Source organism: Paucibacter sp. Y2R2-4, from assembly GCF_025717535.1.
Classification (GTDB): domain Bacteria; phylum Pseudomonadota; class Gammaproteobacteria; order Burkholderiales; family Burkholderiaceae_C; genus Paucibacter_A.
This window is the reverse complement of the sequence record NZ_JAJIRO010000002.1, coordinates 491,730-512,195: the sequence shown is the minus strand read 5'-3', so window position 1 is coordinate 512,195 and position 20,466 is coordinate 491,730. Positions and strand designations below refer to the sequence as shown.

Sequence of the window (20,466 nt, the reverse complement as noted above, 5' to 3'; positions counted from 1 at the left end):
GTGACCGTCACCATGGAAGATTCCGTTGCCGAGTGGGCTCGCCTTGAGGCCGCCCGCCGCAACACCAGCGTGTCCCGCTTGGTGGGCGAGATGTTGGCGGAAAAGATGCGGCACGACGACGCTTACGAGCGGGCCCTGCAAGACTGGGTGCACCGCGAGCGCAGCTGGGTTTCCAACGGTGAGCCTTACCCACAGCGCGGCGAGGAGGCTCGGTGAGCGACTTGGCAAGCTTGGTCTTCGTCGACACCTCGGTGCTCATCCTCAGCGAAGACGGTGCGGATCTGGCCGCACGTGAACAGGCCATGCACTGGCTGCGTCATTTGTGGCTGAGCCGCAGCGGCCGTGTTTCGACCCAGGTTTTGAACGACTTTTACCGCTGGGTCACCACCCGCATTCAGCCCGCCATGCCGAATGGCGATGCCCGCGCTGAAGTGCGTCGCTATCAGCGCTGGCAACCCTGGGCGATTGACCATGCCACGGTGGAGAGCGCCTGGTCGATCGAAAGTCGCTTTGGCCTGCCCTATGCCGACGCCTTGATCGTCGCGGCCGCCAAGGCGCAAGGCTGCGCCTGGCTTTTGAGCCTCGATTTGGCGCATGAGGCCGTGTTTGACAGCGTCACCATCCTCAATCCCAAGCTGTGTGGAACGGAGCGTTTGAGCGCATGAAGACCGCCGACCTGAACCAAGCCTTGAGCTGTATTCGCGACGATGTGCGCGCCATGCACGCTTACCCGGTCGCTGCCAGTGCTGGCATGGTCAAGCTGGATGTGATGGAAAACCCCTTCCGCCTGCCAACTGATTTGCAGGCCGCCTTGGGCGCGCGGCTGGGCGCCGTGGCGATCAATCGTTATCCCGCTGAGCGCACTCAAGACCTAGCGCGAGCGCTGGCTGCGCACGCCGGCATGCCCGCCGGCTGCGCCATCACCCTGGGCAATGGCTCTGATGAGCTGATCACCATGCTCAGCATGGCCATCAGCCGGCCCGGCGTCAAGGTGCTGTCGCCACTGCCCAGCTTTGTGATGTACGAGCTGTCTTCGCGCTATCAAAATCTGGAGTTTGTCGGCGTGCCCTTGCGGGCCGAGGACTTTGAGCTGGATCTGCCGGCCATGTTGGCGGCGATTCAAACGCATCAACCCGCCCTGGTTTATTTGTCCTACCCGAACAACCCGACGGGCAATTTGTGGGACATGGCCGCCATTGAGCAGATCATTGAAGCCGCGCCCGGCTTGGTGGTGTTGGATGAGGCCTATCAGCCCTTCGCCGCTTCGGACTCGATGGCGCTGCTGTCAAAGTACCCGCAGGTGCTGGTGATGCGCACCATGAGCAAGTTCGGCTTGGCCGGCGTGCGCATCGGCTATCTGATCGGCCAAGCGGCCTTGATCGCCGAGATCGACAAACTGCGCCCGCCGTTCAATATCGGCGTTTTGAACGCCGAGGCCGGCTTGTTTGCGCTGGAGCATGCCGAGGTTTACGCGGCCCAAGCCAGCGAGCTGCGTGCCCAGCGGGAGCGGGTCTTTGCGGCCTTGCAAGCACTGCCCGGCGTGCAGGTCTTTCCCAGCCAGGGCAATATGTTGTTGGTCCGGGTGGCAGATGCGGCGCAAACCTTTGCCGGCATGAAGGCGCGCGGCGTGCTGATCAAGAACTCATCGGCCGCGCATCCCTTGCTGGCCAACTGCCTGCGTATCACCATCGGCACCGCCGAAGAAAACACGGCCATGTTGGCCGCACTCAAGGAAGCGCTGGGCCGCCCCGAGCTTCCTTGCTCACCCCCCGGGGGGCGGGCGCCGGAAGGCGACCTTGGGGGTCAATTTAAGGAATCACTGTCATGAGCCAAGTGCAGCGCATTGCTGAGGTCACCCGCAACACCAAAGAAACCCAGATCACCGTGCGCGTCAATCTGGACGGCAGCGGTGAAGCCAAGCTGAACACCGGCATCGGCTTCTTCGACCATATGCTGGACCAGATTGCTCGCCACGGTTTGATCGATCTCGACATCGATGCCAAGGGTGATCTGCACATCGACGGTCACCACACGGTGGAAGACGTGGGCATCACCTTGGGCCTGGCGGTGGCGCAGGCGGTGGGCGACAAGAAAGGCCTGACCCGCTATGGCCACAGCTATGTGCCGCTGGACGAAGCCTTGTCGCGCGTGGTCATCGACTTCTCGGGCCGCCCAGGCTTGGAGATGGATGTGAAATTCACCTCCGGCGCGATCGGCGCCTTTGATACGCAGCTGGCCTATGAGTTCTTCCAGGGCTTTTCCAACCATGCCCTGGTCTCGCTGCACATTGATAACTTGAAGGGCCATAACGCCCATCATCAGTGTGAGACCATCTTCAAGGCCTTTGGCCGCGCGCTGCGCATGGCGATGACGCTGGACCCGCGTTCGGCCGGCGTGATTCCTTCCACCAAGGGCAGTCTTTGATATGAACAAGACGGTGGCCGTCGTCGACTACGGCATGGGCAATCTGCGCTCGGTCTCTCAGGCGGTGCTGCATGTGGCGCAAGACTCCGGTTTGGATGTGGTCATCACCGCCAATCCCGACGAGGTCTATGCCGCCGAGCGGGTGGTCTTGCCAGGGCAGGGGGCCATGCGCGACTGCATGCGCGAGTTGCGCGACTCCGGCCTGCAAGAGGCCGTGCTGCACGCCGCCGCCAACAAGCCTTTGATGGGCGTATGTGTCGGCATGCAAATGCTTTTGGATCACAGCGAGGAGCAGGACACGCCGGGCCTGGGCCTGATCCCGGGGCGGGTGAAACGCTTCCAACTGGAAGGCCAAATCCAGCCCGACGGCAGCCGCTACAAAGTCCCGCAAATGGGCTGGAACCGCGTCAAGCAAAGCTTGCCGCACCCGGTCTGGGCGGGCGTACCGGATGAGAGTTACTTCTACTTCGTTCACAGCTTCTATGCGGCGCCGTTAGATGCGCGCCACAGTGCCGGTGAAACCGATTACGGCCTGCGCTTTACCTGCGCCTTGGCTAGGGATAACATTTTCGCCACCCAGTTCCATCCCGAGAAAAGTGCTGCCTTCGGTCTCGCCCTGTATCGCAACTTCCTGCATTGGAAGCCTTGATGAAGCCCGCCTGGGTTTCGGCGCTGAGGCCCCGCAGATCTCCCCACTTGAAACTCGGCCCCGCTTTTTTCTCCCTCTCCTTCCTCCTCCTTCTTCTTTCTAACCCACCCTCTCGGCCATGCTGCTGATCCCCGCTATCGACCTGAAAGACGGTCGCTGTGTTCGCCTGAAGCAAGGCGATATGAATGACTCCACCACCTTCGGCGAAGACCCGGCTGCGATGGCCCGGCGCTGGATCGATGCGGGCGCGCGCCGCTTGCATCTGGTGGATCTGAACGGGGCCTTTGCCGGCAAGCCGGTGAACGAGGGCGCCATCAAGGCGATTTTGCGCGAGGTGAACGGCGAGATTCCGGTGCAACTCGGCGGCGGCATTCGCGATCTGGATACCATCGAGCGCTATTTGGATGCCGGCCTGTCCTACATCATCATCGGCACAGCCGCGGTCAAGAACCCTGGCTTCTTGCAAGACGCGGCCACCGCCTTTGGCGGCCACATCATCGTGGGCTTGGACGCCAAGGACGGCAAGGTCGCCACCGATGGTTGGAGCAAGCTGACAGGCCATGAAGTGGTCGATCTGGCGCGCAAGTTCGAGGGCTATGGCATCGAAGGCGTGATCTACACCGACATCGGCCGCGATGGCATGCTCACCGGCATCAATATCGAAGCGACAGTCAAGTTGGCTCAGGCCCTGAGCATTCCCGTGATTGCCTCAGGCGGCCTGTCGAATATGGCGGACATCGAGGCCTTGTGCGCCGTGGAAGACGAAGGCGTGGAGGGCGTGATCTGCGGACGCGCCATTTACACCGGCGACTTGGACCTGACGGCCGCTCAGGCGCGTGCCGACGAGCTTTCTTTAGGCTGAGCCGCGTCGACAGTTGGCTTACCAAGGTCGTGCCCGGCACGGCCTTTTTTGTTTTATCGCGAGAGTCTTATTCCCATGCTGGCCAAACGCATCATCCCTTGCCTGGACGTGACTGGCGGTCGCGTCGTCAAGGGCGTCAACTTCACTGAGCTGCGCGATGCCGGCGACCCGGTGGAGATCGCCGCGCGCTACAACGAGCAGGGCGCCGACGAGCTGACCTTTTTGGACATCACCGCCACCAGCGATGGGCGCGATTTGATTCTGCACATCATCGAAGCGGTGGCCTCGCAGGTCTTCATCCCGCTGACGGTGGGCGGTGGCGTGCGCGAGGTGGCCGATGTGCGGCGCTTGTTGAATGCCGGTGCCGACAAGGTGTCCTTCAACTCCGCAGCGATTGCTAACCCACAGGTGATACGGGATGCGTCCGACAAGTACGGTGCGCAGTGCATCGTCGTCGCCATCGACGCCAAGCGCCGGCAAGGCGAAGACCTGGCCGCCCGCGGCCCGGGCTGGGACATCTACAGCCATGGCGGCCGCAAGAATGTCGGCCTGGACGCGGTCGCCTGGGCGCGCCAAATGGCCGAGCACGGCGCCGGCGAAATCTTGCTCACCAGCATGGACCGGGATGGCACCCGCAGCGGCTTCGATCTTGAATTGACCCGCGCCGTCAGCGACGCGGTGCCGGTGCCGGTGATTGCTTCCGGTGGTGTCGGCTCGCTGGAAGACCTGGCCGATGGCGTGCAGATCGGCGGCGCCGATGCGGTGCTGGCCGCCAGCATTTTTCACTACGGCCACCACACCGTCGCCGAGGCCAAGGCCTTGATGGCCGCGCGCGGCATTCCGGTGCGGGTCTGAGCATGAATCGACCCCGTTCCAGCGGTGCCGCCAAGGCCATGGCCGCGCAAACTCAAAAAGCGGCCGGTGGCCCTCGCATGGCCGCGCGCGAGGTGCGCATCATCGGTGGGCAATGGAAGCGCTCCAAGCTGCCGGTGGCCGACAAGCCCGGCCTGCGCCCCACGCCCGATCGCGTGCGCGAAACCTTGTTCAACTGGCTGGGCCAAGACCTCGACGGCTGGCGTGTGCTCGACGCCTTTGCCGGCAGTGGCGCCCTGGGCTTTGAAGCCGCCTCGCGCGGTGCGACCGAGGTCTTGCTGCTGGAACGTGACGCCGAATTGGCGCGCAGCCTGAACAGCAGCCGCGAACGCCTGAAGGCCGCCAATCTGCGGGTGGAATGCAGCGACGCGCTCAACTGGATGGGACGCTCCGCGCCGGCCCGCTTTGAGCTGATCCTGCTGGATCCGCCGTTTCAGCAAGACTTGTTCTTGCCCGCTTTGCGAGCCGCTGCACCTCTCTTGGCCCCTGGCGGCTTTGTGTATCTTGAAGCGGCGGAGGTGATCGTGCCGCCGCCGGAACTGGGCTTGGAGGCCTGGCGCTCTGGGCGGGCGGGAGCGGTGCATTTTCAGCTCTTGCGCAGGAGCGCATGAGGAAACTGATCTCAATGGCCAAGGCTAGGTCGTCGAGTTGGTTGAGCTAGTGCTCAATTCAAAAGCTTTGACTCCATCCCGCTCTCGGCGCTGCTATCGCTTTCCATTGGCCAAGGCCCTCGGGTGTGCGATTCCGTTCGTGTCCTCCGGCCTGCGGCCTCCCCCTTTACCTCACTTCACCGCACACCCGATGCCCTTGGCGTTTGCTCTTTCCGCCAGAGCCTTGCTGCGGCAAAGGGTCGGCTGGGTGTTCTGCGAAGTGAAGTAAAGGGGGAGGCCCGAGCTTTGCTCGGGACGGAGGACATGAACGGAGCAGAGCGCCCAGTCGGCCCGACCATCCATCGAAGTCAGCGCTGAATCCGGGCGGTTTCTACAGGCAAGGTGGAGCCGGCATCGACCGGTTCGCCAAGCAGGGATAATCGGCGGATCTCCTCCACCTGGGCTCCCGCGTGACCTCAGCCACCGCTCTTACCGCCGTTTACCCTGGCACCTTTGACCCGATGACGCTTGGCCATGAAGACCTGATGCGTCGTGCCAGCCGTTTGTTCGAGCGGCTGATCATTGCCGTGGCCGCGGGCCATCACAAAAAGACCATGTTCAGCATCGCCGAGCGGCTGGAGATGGCACGCGAGTTGGCGGCCAAGTACCCCAATGTGGAGGTGCTGCCCTTTGAGGGCTTGTTGCGCAACTTTGTGGCCGAGCATCAAGGCACGGTGCTGGTGCGCGGGCTGCGCGCGGTTAGTGACTTTGAGTACGAGTTTCAAATGGCGGGCATGAACCGGCAATTGATGCCTGAAGCCGAAACCGTTTTTCTGACACCTTCGGATCAATATCAATTTATCTCTAGCACTTTTGTGCGCGAGATTGCCACCTTGGGCGGTGATGTTTCCAAGTTCGTGTCACCCTTGGTGCTGGAGCGCTTGAAGCAGCGCTTGCAAGCGAAAGGCTGAGGGGAGGTCCTTATGGCGCTGATGATTACGGATGAATGCATCAACTGCGATGTCTGCGAGCCCGAGTGCCCCAACGAGGCGATCTCGATGGGTGAGGAGTTCTACCAAATCGACCACAACAAGTGCACCGAATGCGTCGGGCACTTCGATGAGCCGCAATGCGTGCAGCTCTGCCCGGTCGCCTGCATTCCGGTGAACCCGGCGCATGTGGAAGACAAAGAGACCCTGATGGGCAAGTATTTACGCCTGACCCAGGTGGCCTGAGCGATTCTGCCGCTCTAACGTCCAGCCCCAGTTCGGTTTGGCGTCGATTGGATGCCTGTTTGCCGTCGTTCGTCTCAGTGAGTCTGGATCAGCTGTGGGTGCAGTTCTAGCATGTGCCCTGGCTCTTACTTATGCACTGATGGGACAGCACATGTCGTTTTTGAATCGGATCATCTCTTCGCAGCGCTTAGGCCCGGACCTGTTGCGCTTGGTTTTGTGCGCCATCGTCTTTGTCCACGGAATGTACCGTTATGACGAGGGCAGTTTGCCCATCATGGGAAAGCTCCTTGAGTTGAGCGGCTTTCCCAAGGGCAGTGGCTATGCCTTGGCCTGCGTTGTGAATCTGGTCGAAACCTTTGGCGCGGTGTTCTTGGCCCTGCGCATCATGGTTTGGCCCTTATGCGCCGCCTTCTCGGTGATTTACTTCACCGGAATCGTCATCTTCCATCGTGAAGCCGGTTTTTTTGTGGTCGGCCCCGGCTCTGACGGCTGGGAGTACAGCGCGCTGCTGATCACCTGCTTTGTCGCCGTGGCCTGGGAGAACCGGTCCAGCCGATACTGGCCTCTGGGCCAAGCCGAGGAGGCCAAGCGGCCGAGCCTCAGCGCTTACTGATCCCCAGTATTGCGCGCGCTTCATCAGGCGTGGCCACGGGCCGGTCAAGTTGCTGGGCAATCATGGCTATGCGTTCGACCAATTGCGCATTGCTGCGCGCCAACTCACCCTTGCGGAAGTAGACGTTGTCTTCAAAGCCGACGCGCACATGGCCCCCCAGCACAATGGCCAAGGCGCCCAGCGGCAACTGAGCCGCGCCGATACCGGCCACGGTCCAGCTGCTGCCGGCGGGCAGTTGCGAGCGCAGATACATCAGCGCCTCAGGCGTCCCCGCCATACCGCCTGGAATGCCCAGCACAAAGTCGAAGTGCAGCGGGCCTTGGACGACGCCTTTCTTGAGCCAACGTAGCGTGGTGGTGAGCATGCCGCTGTCGAAGATTTCGAACTCGGGCTTGACGCCGTGCTCAAGCATCGCTGCGGCGAAGACTTCCATATCGGCCGGATGGTTCATGAACACATCGCCGCCGAAGTTGACGGTGCCCATCGACAAGGTGGCCATCTCAGGCCTCAGCGTCACCGGCGCTAGACGCTCCTGCGGCGTCATGCCCACAGCGCCGCCGGTGGAGACCTGCACGATCACATCGCAACGCTCGCGAGTCTTCTCGATGATCTGGCGATAGACCTCTTTGTCTTGCGTGGAACTGCCATCCGCCAGCCGACCATGTACATGAACGATAGCCGCACCGGCCCGCGCGCATTCGGCGGCCGCCTCGGCGATCTCGTCCGGGGTGATGGGCAAGGCCGGTTGCTGCTCGCGGGTGACTTCGGCGCCAGTCAGGGCGGCGGTGATGATCAGCTTGTCCATGGCGTTAGGTGGCACTATGTGGCATTCGGTGGCATCAGCTAGCTTAGGTCTTGCTGGCCGGGCCGCGCTGCAGGGCGACGGGCACCACGCAAGTGCCGGAGGCGCGGCAAACGACGATGGGCTCGGCCAAGACATCGGCGGCCGAAACCTGGCCGGGGATGTTGGCGGCGCTGATGACCTTGCGCGCCTCAAAAACCATCTTGCGCGAGGACTTGCCGAGGCTGACGATGCTGCCGGTCGCCTCGATGTAGTCGCCCGCAAAAACCGGGGCCAAGAACTCGACCTTGTCATAGGCGACAAAGAGGCCTTCGTCGCCATCGCTGCGGATCAGCAACTCGGTGGCCACATCGCCGAACAGGTTCAGCATGCGCGAGCCATCGACCAGATTGCCGGCGTAATGGGCATCGTGCGCGCTCATGCGCAGGCGAATCAGGCTAGTGATGGTCGTCATGTTGGGACTCCCGCCGGGCCGCCCCAAGGGCGGCCCGCGCCCCCTCGGGGGGCAGTGAACGAAGTGAGCGTGGGGGCTCGATAAGTCATGCGGCTTTCCTCTTGATCCATTCATGAATGGCAAACGATGCCACATCCTCGGCGTAGGTCTTGGTACCAAAGCCGGCGTCATAGCCCAGCTCCTTGGCCAACTCATGGCTGATGCGCGGGCCGCCGACGATCAGGATCACCTGGTCGCGCAGACCCTCGGCCTCCAGCAAATCGCTCAGCTTGGTCAGGTTGTCGAGGTGGATGTTCTTTTGCGTCACCACTTGCGAGACCAAGATCACATCGGCCTTCTCTTCGATCACGCGGCTGACCAGTTCCTCCGAGTCCACCTGCGCCCCCATATTGATGGCGCGGATCTCGTGATAGCTCTCCAAGCCTTTGTGGCCGTTGTAGCCCTTCATATTCATGATCGCGTCGATGCCGACGGTGTGGGCATCGGTCTCGATGCAGGCTCCCACCACCACCATGCGGCGGCCCATTTTTTCGGCGATCAGGGCGTTGACGCCGTCCTTGTCCAAGACCTCGAAGTCCGGCTTGGCGACCTTCAACTTGCTCAGGTCGACTCGGTGCTTGCATTGCCCGTAAACCACGAAGAAGGAAAAGCCCGAGCCCATCGCTTCTGAATGCACCACGGCCGGCTCTTCCAGACCCATCTGCAGGGCCAGCATCTTGGCGCCTTCTTTGGCGGTCTCATCCAGCGGCACTGGCAGGGTGAAGGAGACCTGCACGCGGCCGTCGTCCAGGGTGTCGCCATAGGGCTTGACCCATTGGGCGGGGATCTGGTCGTGGGTCTCGGCAGCGGTGTTCTGTTGTTCGCTCATCTCACAGTCCTCCCTGCGCTTGTTGAGCTTGCTGGGCCTGCAATTGCTTCAGTTCCGGCATCATCAATTGGGGGAAGGGGTTGAAGTAGTCGGGGGCTTTGGCGATCACGCCGTCCAGGCCCTTGCCGCCGGTGGGCGTGCGCGAGATCTCGGCGAAAGTGCCTTTGCTGATGGCGGAAGGCAGGCCAATTTTTTCGATCTCGGCCAGGATGGATTCGGTCTCGGCCAACACCTCTTGGGCGCGCGCTTCGATCTTGCCGCCGCGCTTGAACTCGATCTCCGAGCCCAGGTCTTTCATCGTGCCAAACACATACTTGGCGTTCTGGATCGCCAAGAAACGGTCTTGGATGAAGGGCGTATGGATGGCCTCGGTCATCATGCCCAAGAGATGAATGTTCTGGTCGGTCATGCTGCTGACCATATTGAACAAGGCGTCTTGGATATGGCCTTTGAAGATATTGCCGGTCATGTGCTTGGTGGGCGGCATGTACTTCAGCGAGGCCTCAGGGAAGACCTGGCGCACCAGCTGAGCGTGGGCAATTTCCCAGAGGAAACCGTTCTCCAACTCGGGGTTGATCTCAAACGCATGGCCCAGGCCCATCTGGTCGGGCTTGAGGCCTGAGAGGTAGGCGAACTGCTCATTGATCAGCTGCGAGGCCAGCACTGTGTGGGCCGCTTCATAAGCATCAGCGGTGGTCAGGTAGTTGTCTTCGCCGGTGTTGATGATGATGCCGGCGTAGGCATTGACCATGCGCGAGAAGAACTGGTCAATGAAGGTCCGCTTCATGTTGATGTCGCGGAAGATGATGCCGTACATCGAATCGTTCAGCATCATGTCCAGGCGCTCCATCGCGCCCATGGCCGCGATCTCGGGCATGCACAAGCCGGAGCAATAGTTGGTGAGGCGGATGTAGCGGTTCAGCTTCTTGCCCACCTCGTCCAAGGCCTTGCGCATCAGGCGGAAGTTCTCTTGCGTGGCATAGGTGCCGCCAAAGCCCTCGGTGGTGGCGCCGTAAGGCACATAGTCCAAGAGGCTTTGGCCGGTGGAGCGGATCACCGCAATGATGTCGGCGCCTTGCTCGGCGGCGGCACAGGCCTGCGTCACGTCTTCATAGATATTGCCTGTGGCCACGATCAGGTAGAGCCAGGGCGTCTTGGCCTCGCCAACGGTTTTGATCTCCTCGGCGCGGTAGTGACGATGCGCGGCGATGTGATCACACATGGTCTTGGCGTGCGCTTCGGCCGCTTTGCGGGCGGCGTCGCCGTCCTTGGGCAGCGTGAGCACCAGCGAGCCCTTGGCCACGGCCTCGGCGACTTGCTGAGCCGTCAGGCCATGCGCTTGCATGGCGCCGGCCATGATCCAGGCGGCCCCATGCTGCAGCAAGTCAAGATCTTGCAGATGGCTGACCACGCGGTTGGGCAAGGGCACATAGTTTTCATCGACACCGTCCACGCCGAGCAGGCGTAGCGTGGCGCGCTCCACCGTGGTGGTGGTGAACTGGCTCATTTCATCGAACACGCTGTGGGCGATGCGGCGCGCCGAGTCGCGGGCGCGATCGATCTGACTCGCGTCAAGTTGCAGTTGCGACATGTTGAAAGTCTCCGGAATGTTGTTGTACTTGTTGTTTGATTTCTTGTGCGGCGCCAGACTCCAGCACCACATCGCTGACGTCGTAGCCGCTGAAGGCCTCGCGCGCATGGAGCAAAAACTCCCGCCCTTCAAAGCTGCCGCCCATGGGCGAGAAGGGGTTCAGCGTCAGACCCAGGATGCGGATGCTGCGGTAGCCAAAAAGCTGTCCGCCTGAACGCGCCAAGGCTTGCACTTCCAGCGCGTCGACGAAGAGCTTGGTGCCATCGGCCACCACGATTTGCAAACCCTTGGCTTCGCCGCTGCGCAAGGCGGCCAGTTGGCTCATTGCCTTCCAAAGCAGGCGACCGACGGCGCCGCTGACGGCGATGGTGCCCACATCATGCTCGGCATAGGCCAGCAGCACCGAGGCTGCATTCAGGCTGGCGATCTCGGCGCGATAGAGCAGCCGGCCCTGGCCGTCCCACAGGGCCACACCGCCACGTGCAAACACGTCTTGCACCCGCGCGCCGACCTCGGCCGGCACCTGCGGCAGACCCAGGATGGCCAAACGGTCGCCGGTTTTTCGGATCACATCACCGATGCCGCCGCCCAGCGCCGCGCCGGTGGCCAGAATCACGCCGTCGGCAATGGCCGGGGAGGCGTGATGGCTGCGGCCCAAGGCGCCGTCCAGCACCACCAGCTCGCAGCCGGCTTGCTTCAGACGATGAATGATCTTCAGCTGATCGCTGCTGCGCGAGGCGCCGGCGATTTCCATCTCGCCGTATTCGAGCGCTTTGACGATGACGATCTCGCCCATCGGCGAGTCCATACCGGTGCCACCCAGCAGCTTGAACTTCAGCTTGGCGCGCGCCAGGGTGTCGCGCGCGGTGGCCACCAAGCTGCCGGGCCAGATCAGCACCGGTGGCTTGGGGAAGAGAAAGACTTGGTCTCGGTCTTCGCCGTCGCGGCCGATGGAGGTCACGCCCACCGGTACCTGGGCCGCATGGGCCTCGGCCAGCACATGGTTCAGTGCCACCGTCTTGCCGGTGTTTTTGGCCATGCCCATCACGGCCAGCGTTTCGATCTGGCCCTTGCGGATGCGCTGCCAAAGACTGGACTGCGAGCAGCTGGAATTCGGAATTACTTTCATGTCCATCGCTTAGAACATCCGTCAAGCCATCCGTCAGACATACAGCTCTTCGAACAGCTGGCGCAGGCGCGGGCTTTCGCGCAGCAAGGCCAGCGAGAAGGCCGCGTGGCCCTTGGCATAGCCATTGCCCACGATCATCTCGATGTCTTTGCCCACGCCCTCGGCGCCCAAGGCGGCCGCGGTAAAGCTGGTGGCCATGGAGAAGAAGTAGATCTTGCCACCATCGCGAGTGGCCAGAATGCTGCCCATCTCGGTGTTCTGGATGTTGACGCAGTTGATCACCACATCAGCCATGCGACCGCCGGTCACCGCGCTAACGGCTTCCATCAGCGCCACCGCATTGGTCGCGTCCACTTGCAAAGCATGGTCCACCCAGCCGTGCTCGCGCATGCGTTCGCAGTCTTTGGCAAAGGGCGAGACGCCAATCACCAGGCCATTGGGGCCGACGCGCTTCTTGGCTTCATACACACACAGGGTGCCCGATTTGCCGCCGCCGCCGATCACCACCACGGTGTCGCCGGCTTGCACCAGCCGAGCTGTCTGCGCAGGCGCACCCGCCACGTCCAAGATGGCCAGGGCCACGTTCTCGGGAATGTCGGTGGGCAGCTTGGCGTAAAGCCCGGTTTCGAACAGCACCGCGCGGCCGCTGATCTCGATCTGGTCTTTTTCGACGTGAATCTTCTTCACTGCGTCGATGCGCAAAGGCGTCAAAGACAGCGACACCAAGGTGGCGATTTTGTCGCCCACTTGCAGATCGATCTTGCCGGCCAGAGCGGCGCCAATTTGCGCCACGCTGCCAATCAACATGCCGCCCGAGCCAGTCACCGGGTTGTGCATCTTGCCGCGCTGCTCGACGATGCCGCGCACCGCAGCTTCGATGCGGGCCGGGTCGCCACCGGCTTCTTTCTTGATCTGGGTGAAGCTGGCCGAGTCGATATTCAGCGCGCTCACATCGATCAAGATTTCGTTGTCAGCGATCTCCATGGCGTTGGAGATCTTCCAGGCGCCCTGGGGCAAAACGCCCTGGGGCTCGATGACGCGGTGAATACCGAAGGGCGACGGTGCGGAAGGAGAAAACTGCACGCTGGCTCCCTCAGTTGCTGCGGGTAGGCAAGCTGTAGTTTTGGCCCAGGCCCGGCATCTCCACGGTCTTGCCGGCGTAGTTGCGGCATTTGACAGTGGTGCCGCTGCCGTCAGGCAACTCCTCTTCACGCACATAGCTCGGGATGATGGGCAGCTTGCCCAGGCCACCCAGACCGTCGACGATGAAGGTCGGCACGGCCGGGCCGCTGATCCAGCCGCGCAGGCCTTCGTACAACTCGATCATGCGCTGATGCGGCACGATGAAGTGGTGGGCGCCCTCGACCATATCGGTCGAATAGACGTAATAGGGGCGCACGCCCATCTCGATGGTTTGCATGAAGAGCTCACGCATCACTTCCACATCGTCGTTCACGCCCTTCAGGCAGACGGTCTGCAAGCCCATCATCACGCCGGCTTTTTGGATCAGCTTGACGCGCTCACGCAGCAGCGGCGTGATTTCCTTGGGGTGGTTGATGTGGATGTTGACCATCTGCACCCGGTGCTTCTCGAGCACGGCGCAGAGCTCCGGTGTGATGCGGGTGGGCAGCTGCACCACCATGCGCGAGCCCATGCGCAAGAAGCGCACATGCGGGGCGCGGCGGCGCAGTTCGCCGAGGATGTAGTCCAGGCGCTCGTCGGTGAAGGTCAGCGGATCGCCGCCGGACAGCAAGACGTCTTGAATTTGCGGGTTGCCGGCGATGTAGTCGATCGAGGCTTCGATCTCATCCTTGTGCACCGAGCCGCTGGGCTGCGAGACCATGCGCTTGCGGGTGCAGAAACGACACAGCGTGGCGCAAGTATTGGAGACCAGGAACAGCACGCGGCGTGGGTAGCGGTGCACGATGCTGGTGCCGGGGATGGTGTCGCCTTCTTCGCCGAGCTGGTCCAACATGGTGGCAAAGCCGGGCTTGGTTTGCTCATGGTGGCTGGGCAGGTATTGCAGGCGGATCGGGCAGTTCGGATCGTCCTTGTCCATCAGCTGCGCCATATAGGGCGTCAAGGCCACGGCGAACTTGCTGTAGACGGTCTCGTCGACGTTCTCCACCCCGTTCAACACACCATTGAGTTCGGAGTGGTGGGTGTAGCGGCGGGCGAATTGCTTTTGCCATGACTCCGCACGGGGGTCATAAGCGTCCAGCTCTGCGCGGGTCAGCAGCTTTTGGGTGGCGGTGGGGGCCTGTGCAATGGCCCCCGTAGCGGCATTGTCAATGGCAGCCGAAATGGCTCCAGCGTTGGCCGATTTAACTTCGATCACTTTTTGCAGCATGCTTGTCTCCTTGTTCCCCCGATGGCCTGGATGGCCTTTGCGACCCTAGGGGTATTGGAAGAATTCTAGAAATCAGTTCGGCCGAACCCTATGTGCAAATTGAATTCAATGCCTCGATAGCGTCGGTCATAATGCAAGGCATTCGAGCAAAGTGAGTGGTGGTTTCCAATTGGTAGCTTCTAAAGACGCAGTGCTGCTGAGTGCCCTGGACGATCTGGATCGTCAGCTCTTGGAGCTCTTGCGGGTCAATGCGCGCCTGCCGGTGGTCAAGCTGGCCAAGGCTTTGGGCGTGGCGCGCAGCACGGTGCAACTGCGCTTGAAGGCGCTGGAAGATGGCGGCCACATCACCGGTTACACCATCAGCATGGCCGCGCGGCGCGCGGCACCGGGCATCCGGGTGATGGTCTTGATCTCGGTCGACTCCAAGCTGGAGCCCGAGGTGGCCCGCGAACTGACCCGCCGGCATGAGATACACCAGCTTTACGCCGTCAGCGGCCGCTTTGATTTGTGCGCCATGCTGACCACCGACTCCACCGAGGAGCTGGACAGCTTGCTGGACCGCATCCGCGCCATCAAGGGGGTGGTCGATACGGTCTCAACCATCTTGTTGAGCAAGAAACTGGACCGCCCTGAGTAGAGCGGCCCGCAGATTCTTTAACTTTTTGCCTAGGCCTGCATGCTATTTGCTGTCATCTTCACCGATAAGCCCGACCACGCCGAAGTGCGGGCCGCCAATCTACAAGCGCATATCGACTGGCTTGAAAGCCATCGCGATGTGATCCCCGTGGGCGGCTCTTTGCGCCATGAACCAGGGCAAACGCCCAAGGGTGGGCTGTGGGTGGCGAATGCCGACTCCAAGGCTCAGCTCGAGACCTTGTTGAAGACCGACCCCTTCTACACCGCGGGCTTGCGGCAAAGCTATGAGATCTTGCATTGGTCCAAGGCCAATGGCGAGCGCCAAGCTTTGATTTAAAACGCTGACCAGCCCTTATCGGGGCGCCATCAAGTGCATGCCGGTGATCAAGGCGCGCAGGCGCAGCTGGTCGTAGTCGACGCGGCGCAATTGTTCGCGCGCCTTGCTGCGTGCTTCGTCCGTTTTTGCGTCACGCAGCAGCTGTTCCAGGCGTTTGCTCTCGACATCATTGCGCTGTACCTGCTGCAGCAGGCCATACAGCTGCTGACCCAGGCGATAGTGGTTCAAGAAGGCATCTTCACCCGCTTGCCCTCGGCAGCCACCCCAGTAAATCTGGTTGCGCGAGCCTTCTTGCCAACCGTTGTTGGCGGTGCAATAGCTGCGGATGCCGTCCTCCCAGCCTTGCGTCCAACTGCGGTTGTCGGGTGTGATGCCTGCTTTGCTGCAGGCGTCCACATGCTCGTCGATGCGCGTTGCGCTGTGGCCGGCGCGGCCGTCGGCCAAGCCTCGGGCGCGCCAGTCGGCTTGCTGGCATTGCGATTCGCTCATGCTGGCGCAGCCACTGAAGACGCCCAGGACCAAGAGCCAGGGAGTGAGCCGCGCGAAGGAGGAGTGGAATGCGTAGGTCATGCGCCAATGCTAGCCCAGTCGCCGACCCACGCCCTCGTTCCGCTGGGCATTCGGGCTAGAGCTGCCAGCATTCTCCGTAGCGGGGCGGTTTGGACCAGTTCGCTGCTGTTGGAATTTGCTGACCGTGCTCGGCGAGCCAGCGCCTGGCCAGCATCCAGCCCCCATGGCTGATGACCACGCCATGCCCCGCGCTCGGTTGCCAGGGGCCGGCGCGTTCCAGCAGCTGGGTCAGCGATTCGCCACCGCCGGGTGCATGGTTCGCAAAGTCTTGCACCCAAGCATCGACTTCGGCTTTGGCGATGGTGAACCAGGGCTTTCCCTCCCATTCACCAAAGTCCAGCTCCAGCAGCGCAGCGTCCACATGATGTCGCCAACCCCAGGCCTTCAGCCAGGCCGCAACACTGGCACAGCGGCGCAGCGGTGAGCTGTAGACGATGTGCGGCAGGCGCTGCCGGCGTGCTGCTTTCTGGATCTTGCGGGCCAGCCGTTTGGCGCGGCGCCAATGCACAGTCAAATCGCTGCCGGCGCCGATGCAGCGGCCGGCAGCCGCTTCGGGGCGCGGGTGTCGCCACACCCAGAGCCTGGCCTCAGAAGACATTCAAGAGCGCCAAAAAGGAGAGCAGCAGGCCCAGTTCCACCACTTGTTGGGTGGCGCCAAGGTTGTCGCCGGTGTAGCCGCCCAGGCGGCGGTCCAGCCAGCCCTGCATATAAAGCGTTAGCCCGGCGGCGACCAGCAAGGCCAGCAAGAGGCTGGGAAGCAACTGGCTTTGCAGGCTGAGCAGCAGAGTTGCCGTGGCGGCGACCCAGCCGAAAGCTACCGCCAAGGTCAGGCCATTGGCCTGTGTGGCCAGTGGTTTGGCCTTGGCGTGATCGGCGTCGCCGGCATAAGGCAGGCTGTGCATCAGCCACACCGGCGCGGCGCGTGAGGCAGCGTGGGCAAAGAGGGTCACAAGCACGGCCAAGCCGGGGTCGCTTTCCGCCAGGCTGAAAAGAGCGCTGGCCTTCAAGCCCAGCATCAGGATCAAGCCCAGTGCGCCGTAGCTGCCGATGCGCGAGTCCTTCATGATCTCCAGCGCACGCGCGCGGCTGACGCTGCCGCCCAGGCCGTCGCAGCTGTCGGCCCAGCCGTCTTCATGAAAGCCGCCCGTCATCCAGATGCTGGCCGCCATGCTCAAACCCACGGCCACGGCAGGCGGCCAAACCCATAAAGCAGCCCACAAGACCAAGCCCGCGAAGGCGCCGACACACAGGCCCACGGCCGGGAAGTGGCGCGCACATTGCTGCAACCATTGCGGCTCAAAACCCACCCAGCTCGGGATCGGGCAGCGGCTGAAGAACTGCAGCGCGATGAAGAAAAGGCGGATTTCGTGCAGCAAAGCGCTCATGGGGCGGGAGAGGAAAAGGCGGCCCCGGATTCTGCCCTGAGCGGCGCGTTGGCCACGGCCGATGTTCAGGGGCGCAGTGGCAGTTCGATCAAAAAGCCCAAGCCGGGCTGGTGGTGCGGATCGATGCTGATGCTGCCGCCCATGCGTTGGCACAAGGAGTTGACGATGTGCAAGCCCAGGCCGGTGCCGCCCTGGCCACGCCGGGTGGTGAAGTAGGGCTCGAACAGGCGCCTCGCCACCGTGGGACTGACTCCGCGACCGTTGTCACCGAAATGAAGATGCAACTGCCCACCTTCGGCATGCAAGGCAATGTCGATGCGGCGCTGCGGCAGGGCAAGGTTATTCTCTTCTTCCTTCAAATCCTGAAGCTCTTCCAAGGAGCGCTCAAGCGGCTCATCAAAGGCATGGGTGAGGGTGTTGACGATCAGGTTCGAGATGATTTGTGAGAACAGGCCGGCCGCCATCGTCACCCGCAAAGGCTCGGGCGCGTCCAGCTGGACTTCGGTATGGGCGCTGCGCAAGACCGGTTGGTGAGCGACGATCAATTGGCGCAAATAGTCGCGCAGGTCCAAGCGAGACTCTTCTTCATTGGCTTGGTCCACCGCCAGCATTTTGAAGCTGGAGATCAATCCGGCGGCCCGGCTCAAATTGCTGTTGACCAGATTGGCGCCGCTCTCCAAGTTGTCCGCCAGGGCTTGCAGTTCGATGCGGCTGACCTTCTCGCCATTGAGCTTGCGTTTGAGGCTGCGGGCGAATTCCTCCATGCCCGACGCTGCCGTAACGGCAATCCCAATCGGTGTGTTGATCTCATGCGCAAAACCGGCCACAAAGCCACCGAGCGCGGCCAGCTTCTCTTGTTCCACCAGGCGCCGGGTGGCGCTGCTCAGCTCTTCGGTGCGCGCCTTGACATGGGCTTCCAGCCCGGCCACATGGTCCTGATGCTGCAACTCAACCGCGCTGCGAGCCGCAAAAATCGACAGCAGGGACAGGGCCAGCAGGCGCTTGCCCTCGCTGATTTCGCGGGTGTCCAGCGCGACCAAAATGCCCAGCGTCTTGCCTTCGCTGCCCACCATGGGCATGCCGATATAGCTCTGAGCCCCCATCTCGGTCAGCAAATGGTCATGCGGATAGTCTTGCTGTACACCGCAGGGGTGAAAGCACATGTCTTGACTGGTGACATTGGCGCAAGGCGTGCCGCGCAGCGAGTAGCGAATATTGGGCATCCAGTCTTCGCCGGCCCAGACGGCCAGGGTTTGGATGCCCTCGTTGGTGGCTTGCGGTGCGTCGGAATCCTTGCCAGGACTCTCGTCCTCAAGTGTCACCAAGCGTCCGGCGATCACATACTTCACATCCAGGGCCAGCGCCAGCTCTTTGACCAATTGGCGGAAGAACTGTTCGCCACTGGATTTGGCGGTGGAAAGGCTGATGGTGCGGAGCGCTGCCTCTGCCAGCTGCCGGCCCTCGCCTGAGTCAAAAGCGCCCTCGCGCTTGTCGATGCTCATCGCTCAGGTGTCCGGATAACGCACATAAATCGCGCGCACCGCATCCAGGTTGTCCATCAATTGCTTGACCAGTCCTGGGTCGAATTGCAGCCCGGCCTGTTCGTTGACATAGGCCAGGGCGGCATCCAAGTCCCAGGGTTCTTTGTAGCAGCGCTGGCTGACCAGGGCATCCAGCACATCGGCCAGCGCGACGATGCGCCCGGCAATATTGATTTGTTCGCCGATCAGGCCGCGGGGGTAGCCGGTGCCGTCCCAGCGCTCATGGTGCTCATGCGCAATGATGGCGCCGAGCTGCAAGATGCGTTTGTCCGACTTGCTCAAGAGCTCGAAGCCGATGCGGGCATGGGTCTTCATGATTTCCCACTCTTCGGGGTCGAGCTTGCCCGGCTTGTTCAGCACCCGGTCAGGGATGCCGATCTTGCCCACATCGTGCAGCGGCGAGGCTTGGCGCATGAACTCCACATCGGCCGAGCGCATGCCCGAGGTTTCGGCCAGCAGCGCCGATAACTCCCCGACACGGCGTACATGGGCGCCGGTTTCTTTGGAGCGCCGCTCCACCGCTTCGCCAATGATGTAGACGGTGGAGCGCTGCGTGTCTTGGATTTCTTCGCGCAGCAGCAAGGTCTCATACGTGATGGCGACATTGGCGCAGAAAATCTCCAGCAGCTCGCGCGCTTGCGCATCCACCGGGTCCGAGAAAGCCATGTAGAGCAGGGTCTCGTTGTCGGTGCTGCTGCGGTAGTAACCGACAAAATGATGGGAGTCGAAATAGCCCACCTGATCGATCAGTGCCCGGTCCAGCGCGGTCTTGACCTCAGGCGGCAGATTGCCAATCTCATCATCGACCAGCAGGCGCGAATACTCGGCCGTGGCGGCCAGCACCTTGAGCCGCCCTTCAATATGCGAAGCGGCATAAGCCGAGACACGGCTGGCGCACAAAGCGCGCGCATCAATGCCCAGCAGATGCGTCACCTGCTCCAACACGCCCGAGGCAAAGCGGCGCAGGTTTTGTGAGTCGTAAATGCGGGTGATGGCATCGATCGAGCGGCGCAGGGCTTGGCGCGACTGCTCGATGATCATGATGTCGCGGTAGCTGCGCAGCGCCGCATAAAAAACCGTGATCAGCTTGCGCTTGGTCAGCTCGGTTTTTTCTTTGTAGTCATTGATGTCATAGGTCTTGATGACATGCTCTTCCGGCGCTTGCCCCGGCTGGCCGGTGCGCAGCACGATGCGCACATGGTGGTTCTCCAACTCCTCGCGGATGTAGCGCGCCAGGTCCAGGCCGGCATGCTCGGACTCCATCACCACATCGAGCAGGATCAGTGCAATGTCTTTGCGCGTTTTCAGCAACTCGCGGGCCTCGGCGCCGCTGTAGGCGTCCAGGAAGTGCAGGCGCCGCCCCGAGAACTCAAAGTCCGCCATCACCAACTGGGTGACCTGATGAACGGCGACGTCGTCATCGACGATCATCACCACCCAGGGCTCCAGGGCCTTGTTGCCCGAGTCATCGAGCGTTGGGTCCGGCAGTTCCTCAGCGAAAACCAAGTCTGTCATGGGTGGCCTCGTGCAAGCGGTCCCTGATTATGGCGAGCGTGG

Annotated in this window: 25 protein-coding genes; 13 read left to right on the top strand and 12 right to left on the bottom strand. The window is 62.1% G+C overall.

The features are described 5' to 3' along the window. Window positions 1–12: 12 nt before the first annotated feature. The 11 genes from LNV06_RS09185 to LNV06_RS09135 all read left to right on the top strand — a co-directional run bounded on the left by LNV06_RS09185 (window position 13) and on the right by LNV06_RS09135 (window position 7,246). Window positions 13–216, top strand: a complete 204-nt coding sequence (locus LNV06_RS09185) for a CopG family transcriptional regulator (protein ID WP_411970091.1) — start codon at window positions 13–15, stop codon at window positions 214–216. Further along, on the top strand, window positions 213–665 hold the full coding sequence (locus tag LNV06_RS09180; protein ID WP_263537952.1) for a PIN domain-containing protein: 453 nt from the start codon (window positions 213–215) through the stop codon (window positions 663–665). Before LNV06_RS09185 ends, LNV06_RS09180 begins: the two co-directional genes overlap by 4 nt. Next, window positions 662–1,828, top strand: coding sequence for a histidinol-phosphate transaminase (gene hisC, locus LNV06_RS09175; protein WP_263537951.1), 1,167 nt, complete (start codon window positions 662–664; stop codon window positions 1,826–1,828). The genes LNV06_RS09180 and hisC overlap by 4 nt, the downstream gene beginning before the upstream one ends. After that, entirely contained in the window at window positions 1,825–2,424 is a 600-nt protein-coding gene (gene hisB, locus LNV06_RS09170) for an imidazoleglycerol-phosphate dehydratase HisB (protein ID WP_263537950.1), read from the top strand. The genes hisC and hisB overlap by 4 nt, the downstream gene beginning before the upstream one ends. 1 nt (window position 2,425) lies before the next feature. Beyond that, window positions 2,426–3,073 (top strand): imidazole glycerol phosphate synthase subunit HisH, encoded by a 648-nt coding sequence (gene hisH, locus LNV06_RS09165; protein WP_263537949.1) that lies wholly within the window; start codon window positions 2,426–2,428, stop codon window positions 3,071–3,073. Between the two features lie 118 nt (window positions 3,074–3,191). Further along, entirely contained in the window at window positions 3,192–3,935 is a 744-nt protein-coding gene (hisA, locus tag LNV06_RS09160) for a 1-(5-phosphoribosyl)-5-[(5-phosphoribosylamino)methylideneamino]imidazole-4-carboxamide isomerase (protein WP_263537948.1), read from the top strand. A gap of 75 nt (window positions 3,936–4,010) precedes the next feature. Next, complete coding sequence (hisF, locus tag LNV06_RS09155; protein WP_263537947.1) at window positions 4,011–4,790, top strand: imidazole glycerol phosphate synthase subunit HisF; 780 nt, start codon at window positions 4,011–4,013, stop codon at window positions 4,788–4,790. A gap of 2 nt (window positions 4,791–4,792) precedes the next feature. Next, complete coding sequence (rsmD, locus tag LNV06_RS09150; RefSeq protein ID WP_505190985.1) at window positions 4,793–5,419, top strand: 16S rRNA (guanine(966)-N(2))-methyltransferase RsmD; 627 nt, start codon at window positions 4,793–4,795, stop codon at window positions 5,417–5,419. 449 nt (window positions 5,420–5,868) lie between these two features. After that, on the top strand, window positions 5,869–6,369 hold the full coding sequence (gene coaD, locus LNV06_RS09145; RefSeq protein ID WP_263537946.1) for a pantetheine-phosphate adenylyltransferase: 501 nt from the start codon (window positions 5,869–5,871) through the stop codon (window positions 6,367–6,369). 12 nt (window positions 6,370–6,381) lie between these two features. After that, the gene (locus tag LNV06_RS09140) at window positions 6,382–6,633 is read left to right on the top strand and encodes a YfhL family 4Fe-4S dicluster ferredoxin (RefSeq protein ID WP_263537945.1); all 252 of its coding nucleotides are present in this window, start codon (window positions 6,382–6,384) and stop codon (window positions 6,631–6,633) included. Window positions 6,634–6,784: 151 nt separating this feature from the next. Continuing rightward, the gene (locus tag LNV06_RS09135; RefSeq protein ID WP_263537944.1) at window positions 6,785–7,246 is read left to right on the top strand and encodes a DoxX family protein; all 462 of its coding nucleotides are present in this window, start codon (window positions 6,785–6,787) and stop codon (window positions 7,244–7,246) included. Here the strand turns inward: LNV06_RS09135 and kce are convergent. The 7 genes from kce to LNV06_RS09100 form a co-directional block, all read right to left on the bottom strand. Then, window positions 7,233–8,051, bottom strand: coding sequence for a 3-keto-5-aminohexanoate cleavage enzyme (gene kce / locus LNV06_RS09130; protein WP_263537943.1), 819 nt, complete (start codon window positions 8,049–8,051; stop codon window positions 7,233–7,235). The genes LNV06_RS09135 and kce overlap by 14 nt on opposite strands. A gap of 43 nt (window positions 8,052–8,094) precedes the next feature. Continuing rightward, complete coding sequence (gene kal, locus LNV06_RS09125) at window positions 8,095–8,502, bottom strand: 3-aminobutyryl-CoA ammonia lyase (protein ID WP_263537942.1); 408 nt, start codon at window positions 8,500–8,502, stop codon at window positions 8,095–8,097. 85 nt (window positions 8,503–8,587) lie between these two features. Then, window positions 8,588–9,370 (bottom strand): lysine 5,6-aminomutase subunit beta, encoded by a 783-nt coding sequence (gene kamE, locus LNV06_RS09120; protein WP_263537941.1) that lies wholly within the window; start codon window positions 9,368–9,370, stop codon window positions 8,588–8,590. Between the two features lies 1 nt (window position 9,371). After that, the gene (gene kamD / locus LNV06_RS09115; RefSeq protein ID WP_263537940.1) at window positions 9,372–10,961 is read right to left on the bottom strand and encodes a lysine 5,6-aminomutase subunit alpha; all 1,590 of its coding nucleotides are present in this window, start codon (window positions 10,959–10,961) and stop codon (window positions 9,372–9,374) included. Next, window positions 10,942–12,096 carry a lysine 5,6-aminomutase reactivase subunit KamB gene (gene kamB / locus LNV06_RS09110; RefSeq protein WP_263537939.1) on the bottom strand — a complete coding sequence of 385 codons (1,155 nt, stop codon included), beginning with the start codon at window positions 12,094–12,096 and terminating at the stop codon, window positions 10,942–10,944. Before kamB ends, kamD begins: the two co-directional genes overlap by 20 nt. Before the next feature lie 27 nt (window positions 12,097–12,123). After that, window positions 12,124–13,173, bottom strand: a complete 1,050-nt coding sequence (kdd, locus tag LNV06_RS09105; protein ID WP_263537938.1) for an L-erythro-3,5-diaminohexanoate dehydrogenase — start codon at window positions 13,171–13,173, stop codon at window positions 12,124–12,126. A 10-nt stretch (window positions 13,174–13,183) separates the two neighbouring features. Beyond that, window positions 13,184–14,440: a KamA family radical SAM protein gene (locus tag LNV06_RS09100; RefSeq protein WP_263537937.1), complete on the bottom strand. Its 1,257-nt coding sequence runs from the start codon at window positions 14,438–14,440 to the stop codon at window positions 13,184–13,186. A gap of 190 nt (window positions 14,441–14,630) precedes the next feature. On the opposite strand from LNV06_RS09100, the gene LNV06_RS09095 reads away from it, so the two are divergent. Together LNV06_RS09095 and LNV06_RS09090 are read left to right on the top strand one after the other, a co-directional pair. Further along, window positions 14,631–15,077: an Lrp/AsnC family transcriptional regulator gene (locus LNV06_RS09095; RefSeq protein WP_263537936.1), complete on the top strand. Its 447-nt coding sequence runs from the start codon at window positions 14,631–14,633 to the stop codon at window positions 15,075–15,077. A 39-nt stretch (window positions 15,078–15,116) separates the two neighbouring features. After that, complete coding sequence (locus LNV06_RS09090; protein WP_263537935.1) at window positions 15,117–15,413, top strand: YciI family protein; 297 nt, start codon at window positions 15,117–15,119, stop codon at window positions 15,411–15,413. 15 nt (window positions 15,414–15,428) lie between these two features. Here LNV06_RS09090 and LNV06_RS09085 read toward each other — a convergent pair whose 3' ends face one another. The 5 genes from LNV06_RS09085 to LNV06_RS22565 all read right to left on the bottom strand — a co-directional run bounded on the left by LNV06_RS09085 (window position 15,429) and on the right by LNV06_RS22565 (window position 20,424). After that, the gene (locus LNV06_RS09085; protein ID WP_263537934.1) at window positions 15,429–15,983 is read right to left on the bottom strand and encodes a DUF2799 domain-containing protein; all 555 of its coding nucleotides are present in this window, start codon (window positions 15,981–15,983) and stop codon (window positions 15,429–15,431) included. Between the two features lie 55 nt (window positions 15,984–16,038). Continuing rightward, entirely contained in the window at window positions 16,039–16,581 is a 543-nt protein-coding gene (locus LNV06_RS09080; protein ID WP_263537933.1) for a histidine phosphatase family protein, read from the bottom strand. Beyond that, window positions 16,571–17,368 carry an adenosylcobinamide-GDP ribazoletransferase gene (locus LNV06_RS09075; protein WP_263537932.1) on the bottom strand — a complete coding sequence of 266 codons (798 nt, stop codon included), beginning with the start codon at window positions 17,366–17,368 and terminating at the stop codon, window positions 16,571–16,573. The genes LNV06_RS09080 and LNV06_RS09075 overlap by 11 nt, the downstream gene beginning before the upstream one ends. 65 nt (window positions 17,369–17,433) lie before the next feature. After that, complete coding sequence (locus tag LNV06_RS09070; protein ID WP_263537931.1) at window positions 17,434–18,870, bottom strand: sensor histidine kinase; 1,437 nt, start codon at window positions 18,868–18,870, stop codon at window positions 17,434–17,436. A gap of 3 nt (window positions 18,871–18,873) precedes the next feature. Next, the gene (locus tag LNV06_RS22565; RefSeq protein WP_318013464.1) at window positions 18,874–20,424 is read right to left on the bottom strand and encodes a DUF3369 domain-containing protein; all 1,551 of its coding nucleotides are present in this window, start codon (window positions 20,422–20,424) and stop codon (window positions 18,874–18,876) included. Between the last annotated feature and the right edge of the window lie 42 nt (window positions 20,425–20,466).

Coding starts and splice junctions, on each gene's coding strand:
- LNV06_RS09185 (WP_411970091.1), top strand. CDS start 13: ATGGAAGATTCCGTTGCCGAGTGGGCTCGCCTTGAGGCCGCCCGCCGC.
- hisC (WP_263537951.1), top strand. CDS start 662: ATGAAGACCGCCGACCTGAACCAAGCCTTGAGCTGTATTCGCGACGAT.
- hisB (WP_263537950.1), top strand. CDS start 1,825: ATGAGCCAAGTGCAGCGCATTGCTGAGGTCACCCGCAACACCAAAGAA.
- hisH (WP_263537949.1), top strand. CDS start 2,426: ATGAACAAGACGGTGGCCGTCGTCGACTACGGCATGGGCAATCTGCGC.
- hisA (WP_263537948.1), top strand. CDS start 3,192: ATGCTGCTGATCCCCGCTATCGACCTGAAAGACGGTCGCTGTGTTCGC.
- hisF (WP_263537947.1), top strand. CDS start 4,011: ATGCTGGCCAAACGCATCATCCCTTGCCTGGACGTGACTGGCGGTCGC.
- rsmD (WP_505190985.1), top strand. CDS start 4,793: ATGAATCGACCCCGTTCCAGCGGTGCCGCCAAGGCCATGGCCGCGCAA.
- LNV06_RS09140 (WP_263537945.1), top strand. CDS start 6,382: ATGGCGCTGATGATTACGGATGAATGCATCAACTGCGATGTCTGCGAG.
- LNV06_RS09135 (WP_263537944.1), top strand. CDS start 6,785: ATGTCGTTTTTGAATCGGATCATCTCTTCGCAGCGCTTAGGCCCGGAC.
- kce (WP_263537943.1), bottom strand. CDS start 8,051: ATGGACAAGCTGATCATCACCGCCGCCCTGACTGGCGCCGAAGTCACC.
- kal (WP_263537942.1), bottom strand. CDS start 8,502: ATGACGACCATCACTAGCCTGATTCGCCTGCGCATGAGCGCGCACGAT.
- kamE (WP_263537941.1), bottom strand. CDS start 9,370: ATGAGCGAACAACAGAACACCGCTGCCGAGACCCACGACCAGATCCCC.
- kamD (WP_263537940.1), bottom strand. CDS start 10,961: ATGTCGCAACTGCAACTTGACGCGAGTCAGATCGATCGCGCCCGCGAC.
- kamB (WP_263537939.1), bottom strand. CDS start 12,096: ATGGACATGAAAGTAATTCCGAATTCCAGCTGCTCGCAGTCCAGTCTT.
- LNV06_RS09100 (WP_263537937.1), bottom strand. CDS start 14,440: ATGCTGCAAAAAGTGATCGAAGTTAAATCGGCCAACGCTGGAGCCATT.
- LNV06_RS09090 (WP_263537935.1), top strand. CDS start 15,117: ATGCTATTTGCTGTCATCTTCACCGATAAGCCCGACCACGCCGAAGTG.
- LNV06_RS09085 (WP_263537934.1), bottom strand. CDS start 15,983: ATGACCTACGCATTCCACTCCTCCTTCGCGCGGCTCACTCCCTGGCTC.
- LNV06_RS09080 (WP_263537933.1), bottom strand. CDS start 16,581: ATGTCTTCTGAGGCCAGGCTCTGGGTGTGGCGACACCCGCGCCCCGAA.
- LNV06_RS09075 (WP_263537932.1), bottom strand. CDS start 17,368: ATGAGCGCTTTGCTGCACGAAATCCGCCTTTTCTTCATCGCGCTGCAG.
- LNV06_RS09070 (WP_263537931.1), bottom strand. CDS start 18,870: ATGAGCATCGACAAGCGCGAGGGCGCTTTTGACTCAGGCGAGGGCCGG.
- LNV06_RS22565 (WP_318013464.1), bottom strand. CDS start 20,424: ATGACAGACTTGGTTTTCGCTGAGGAACTGCCGGACCCAACGCTCGAT.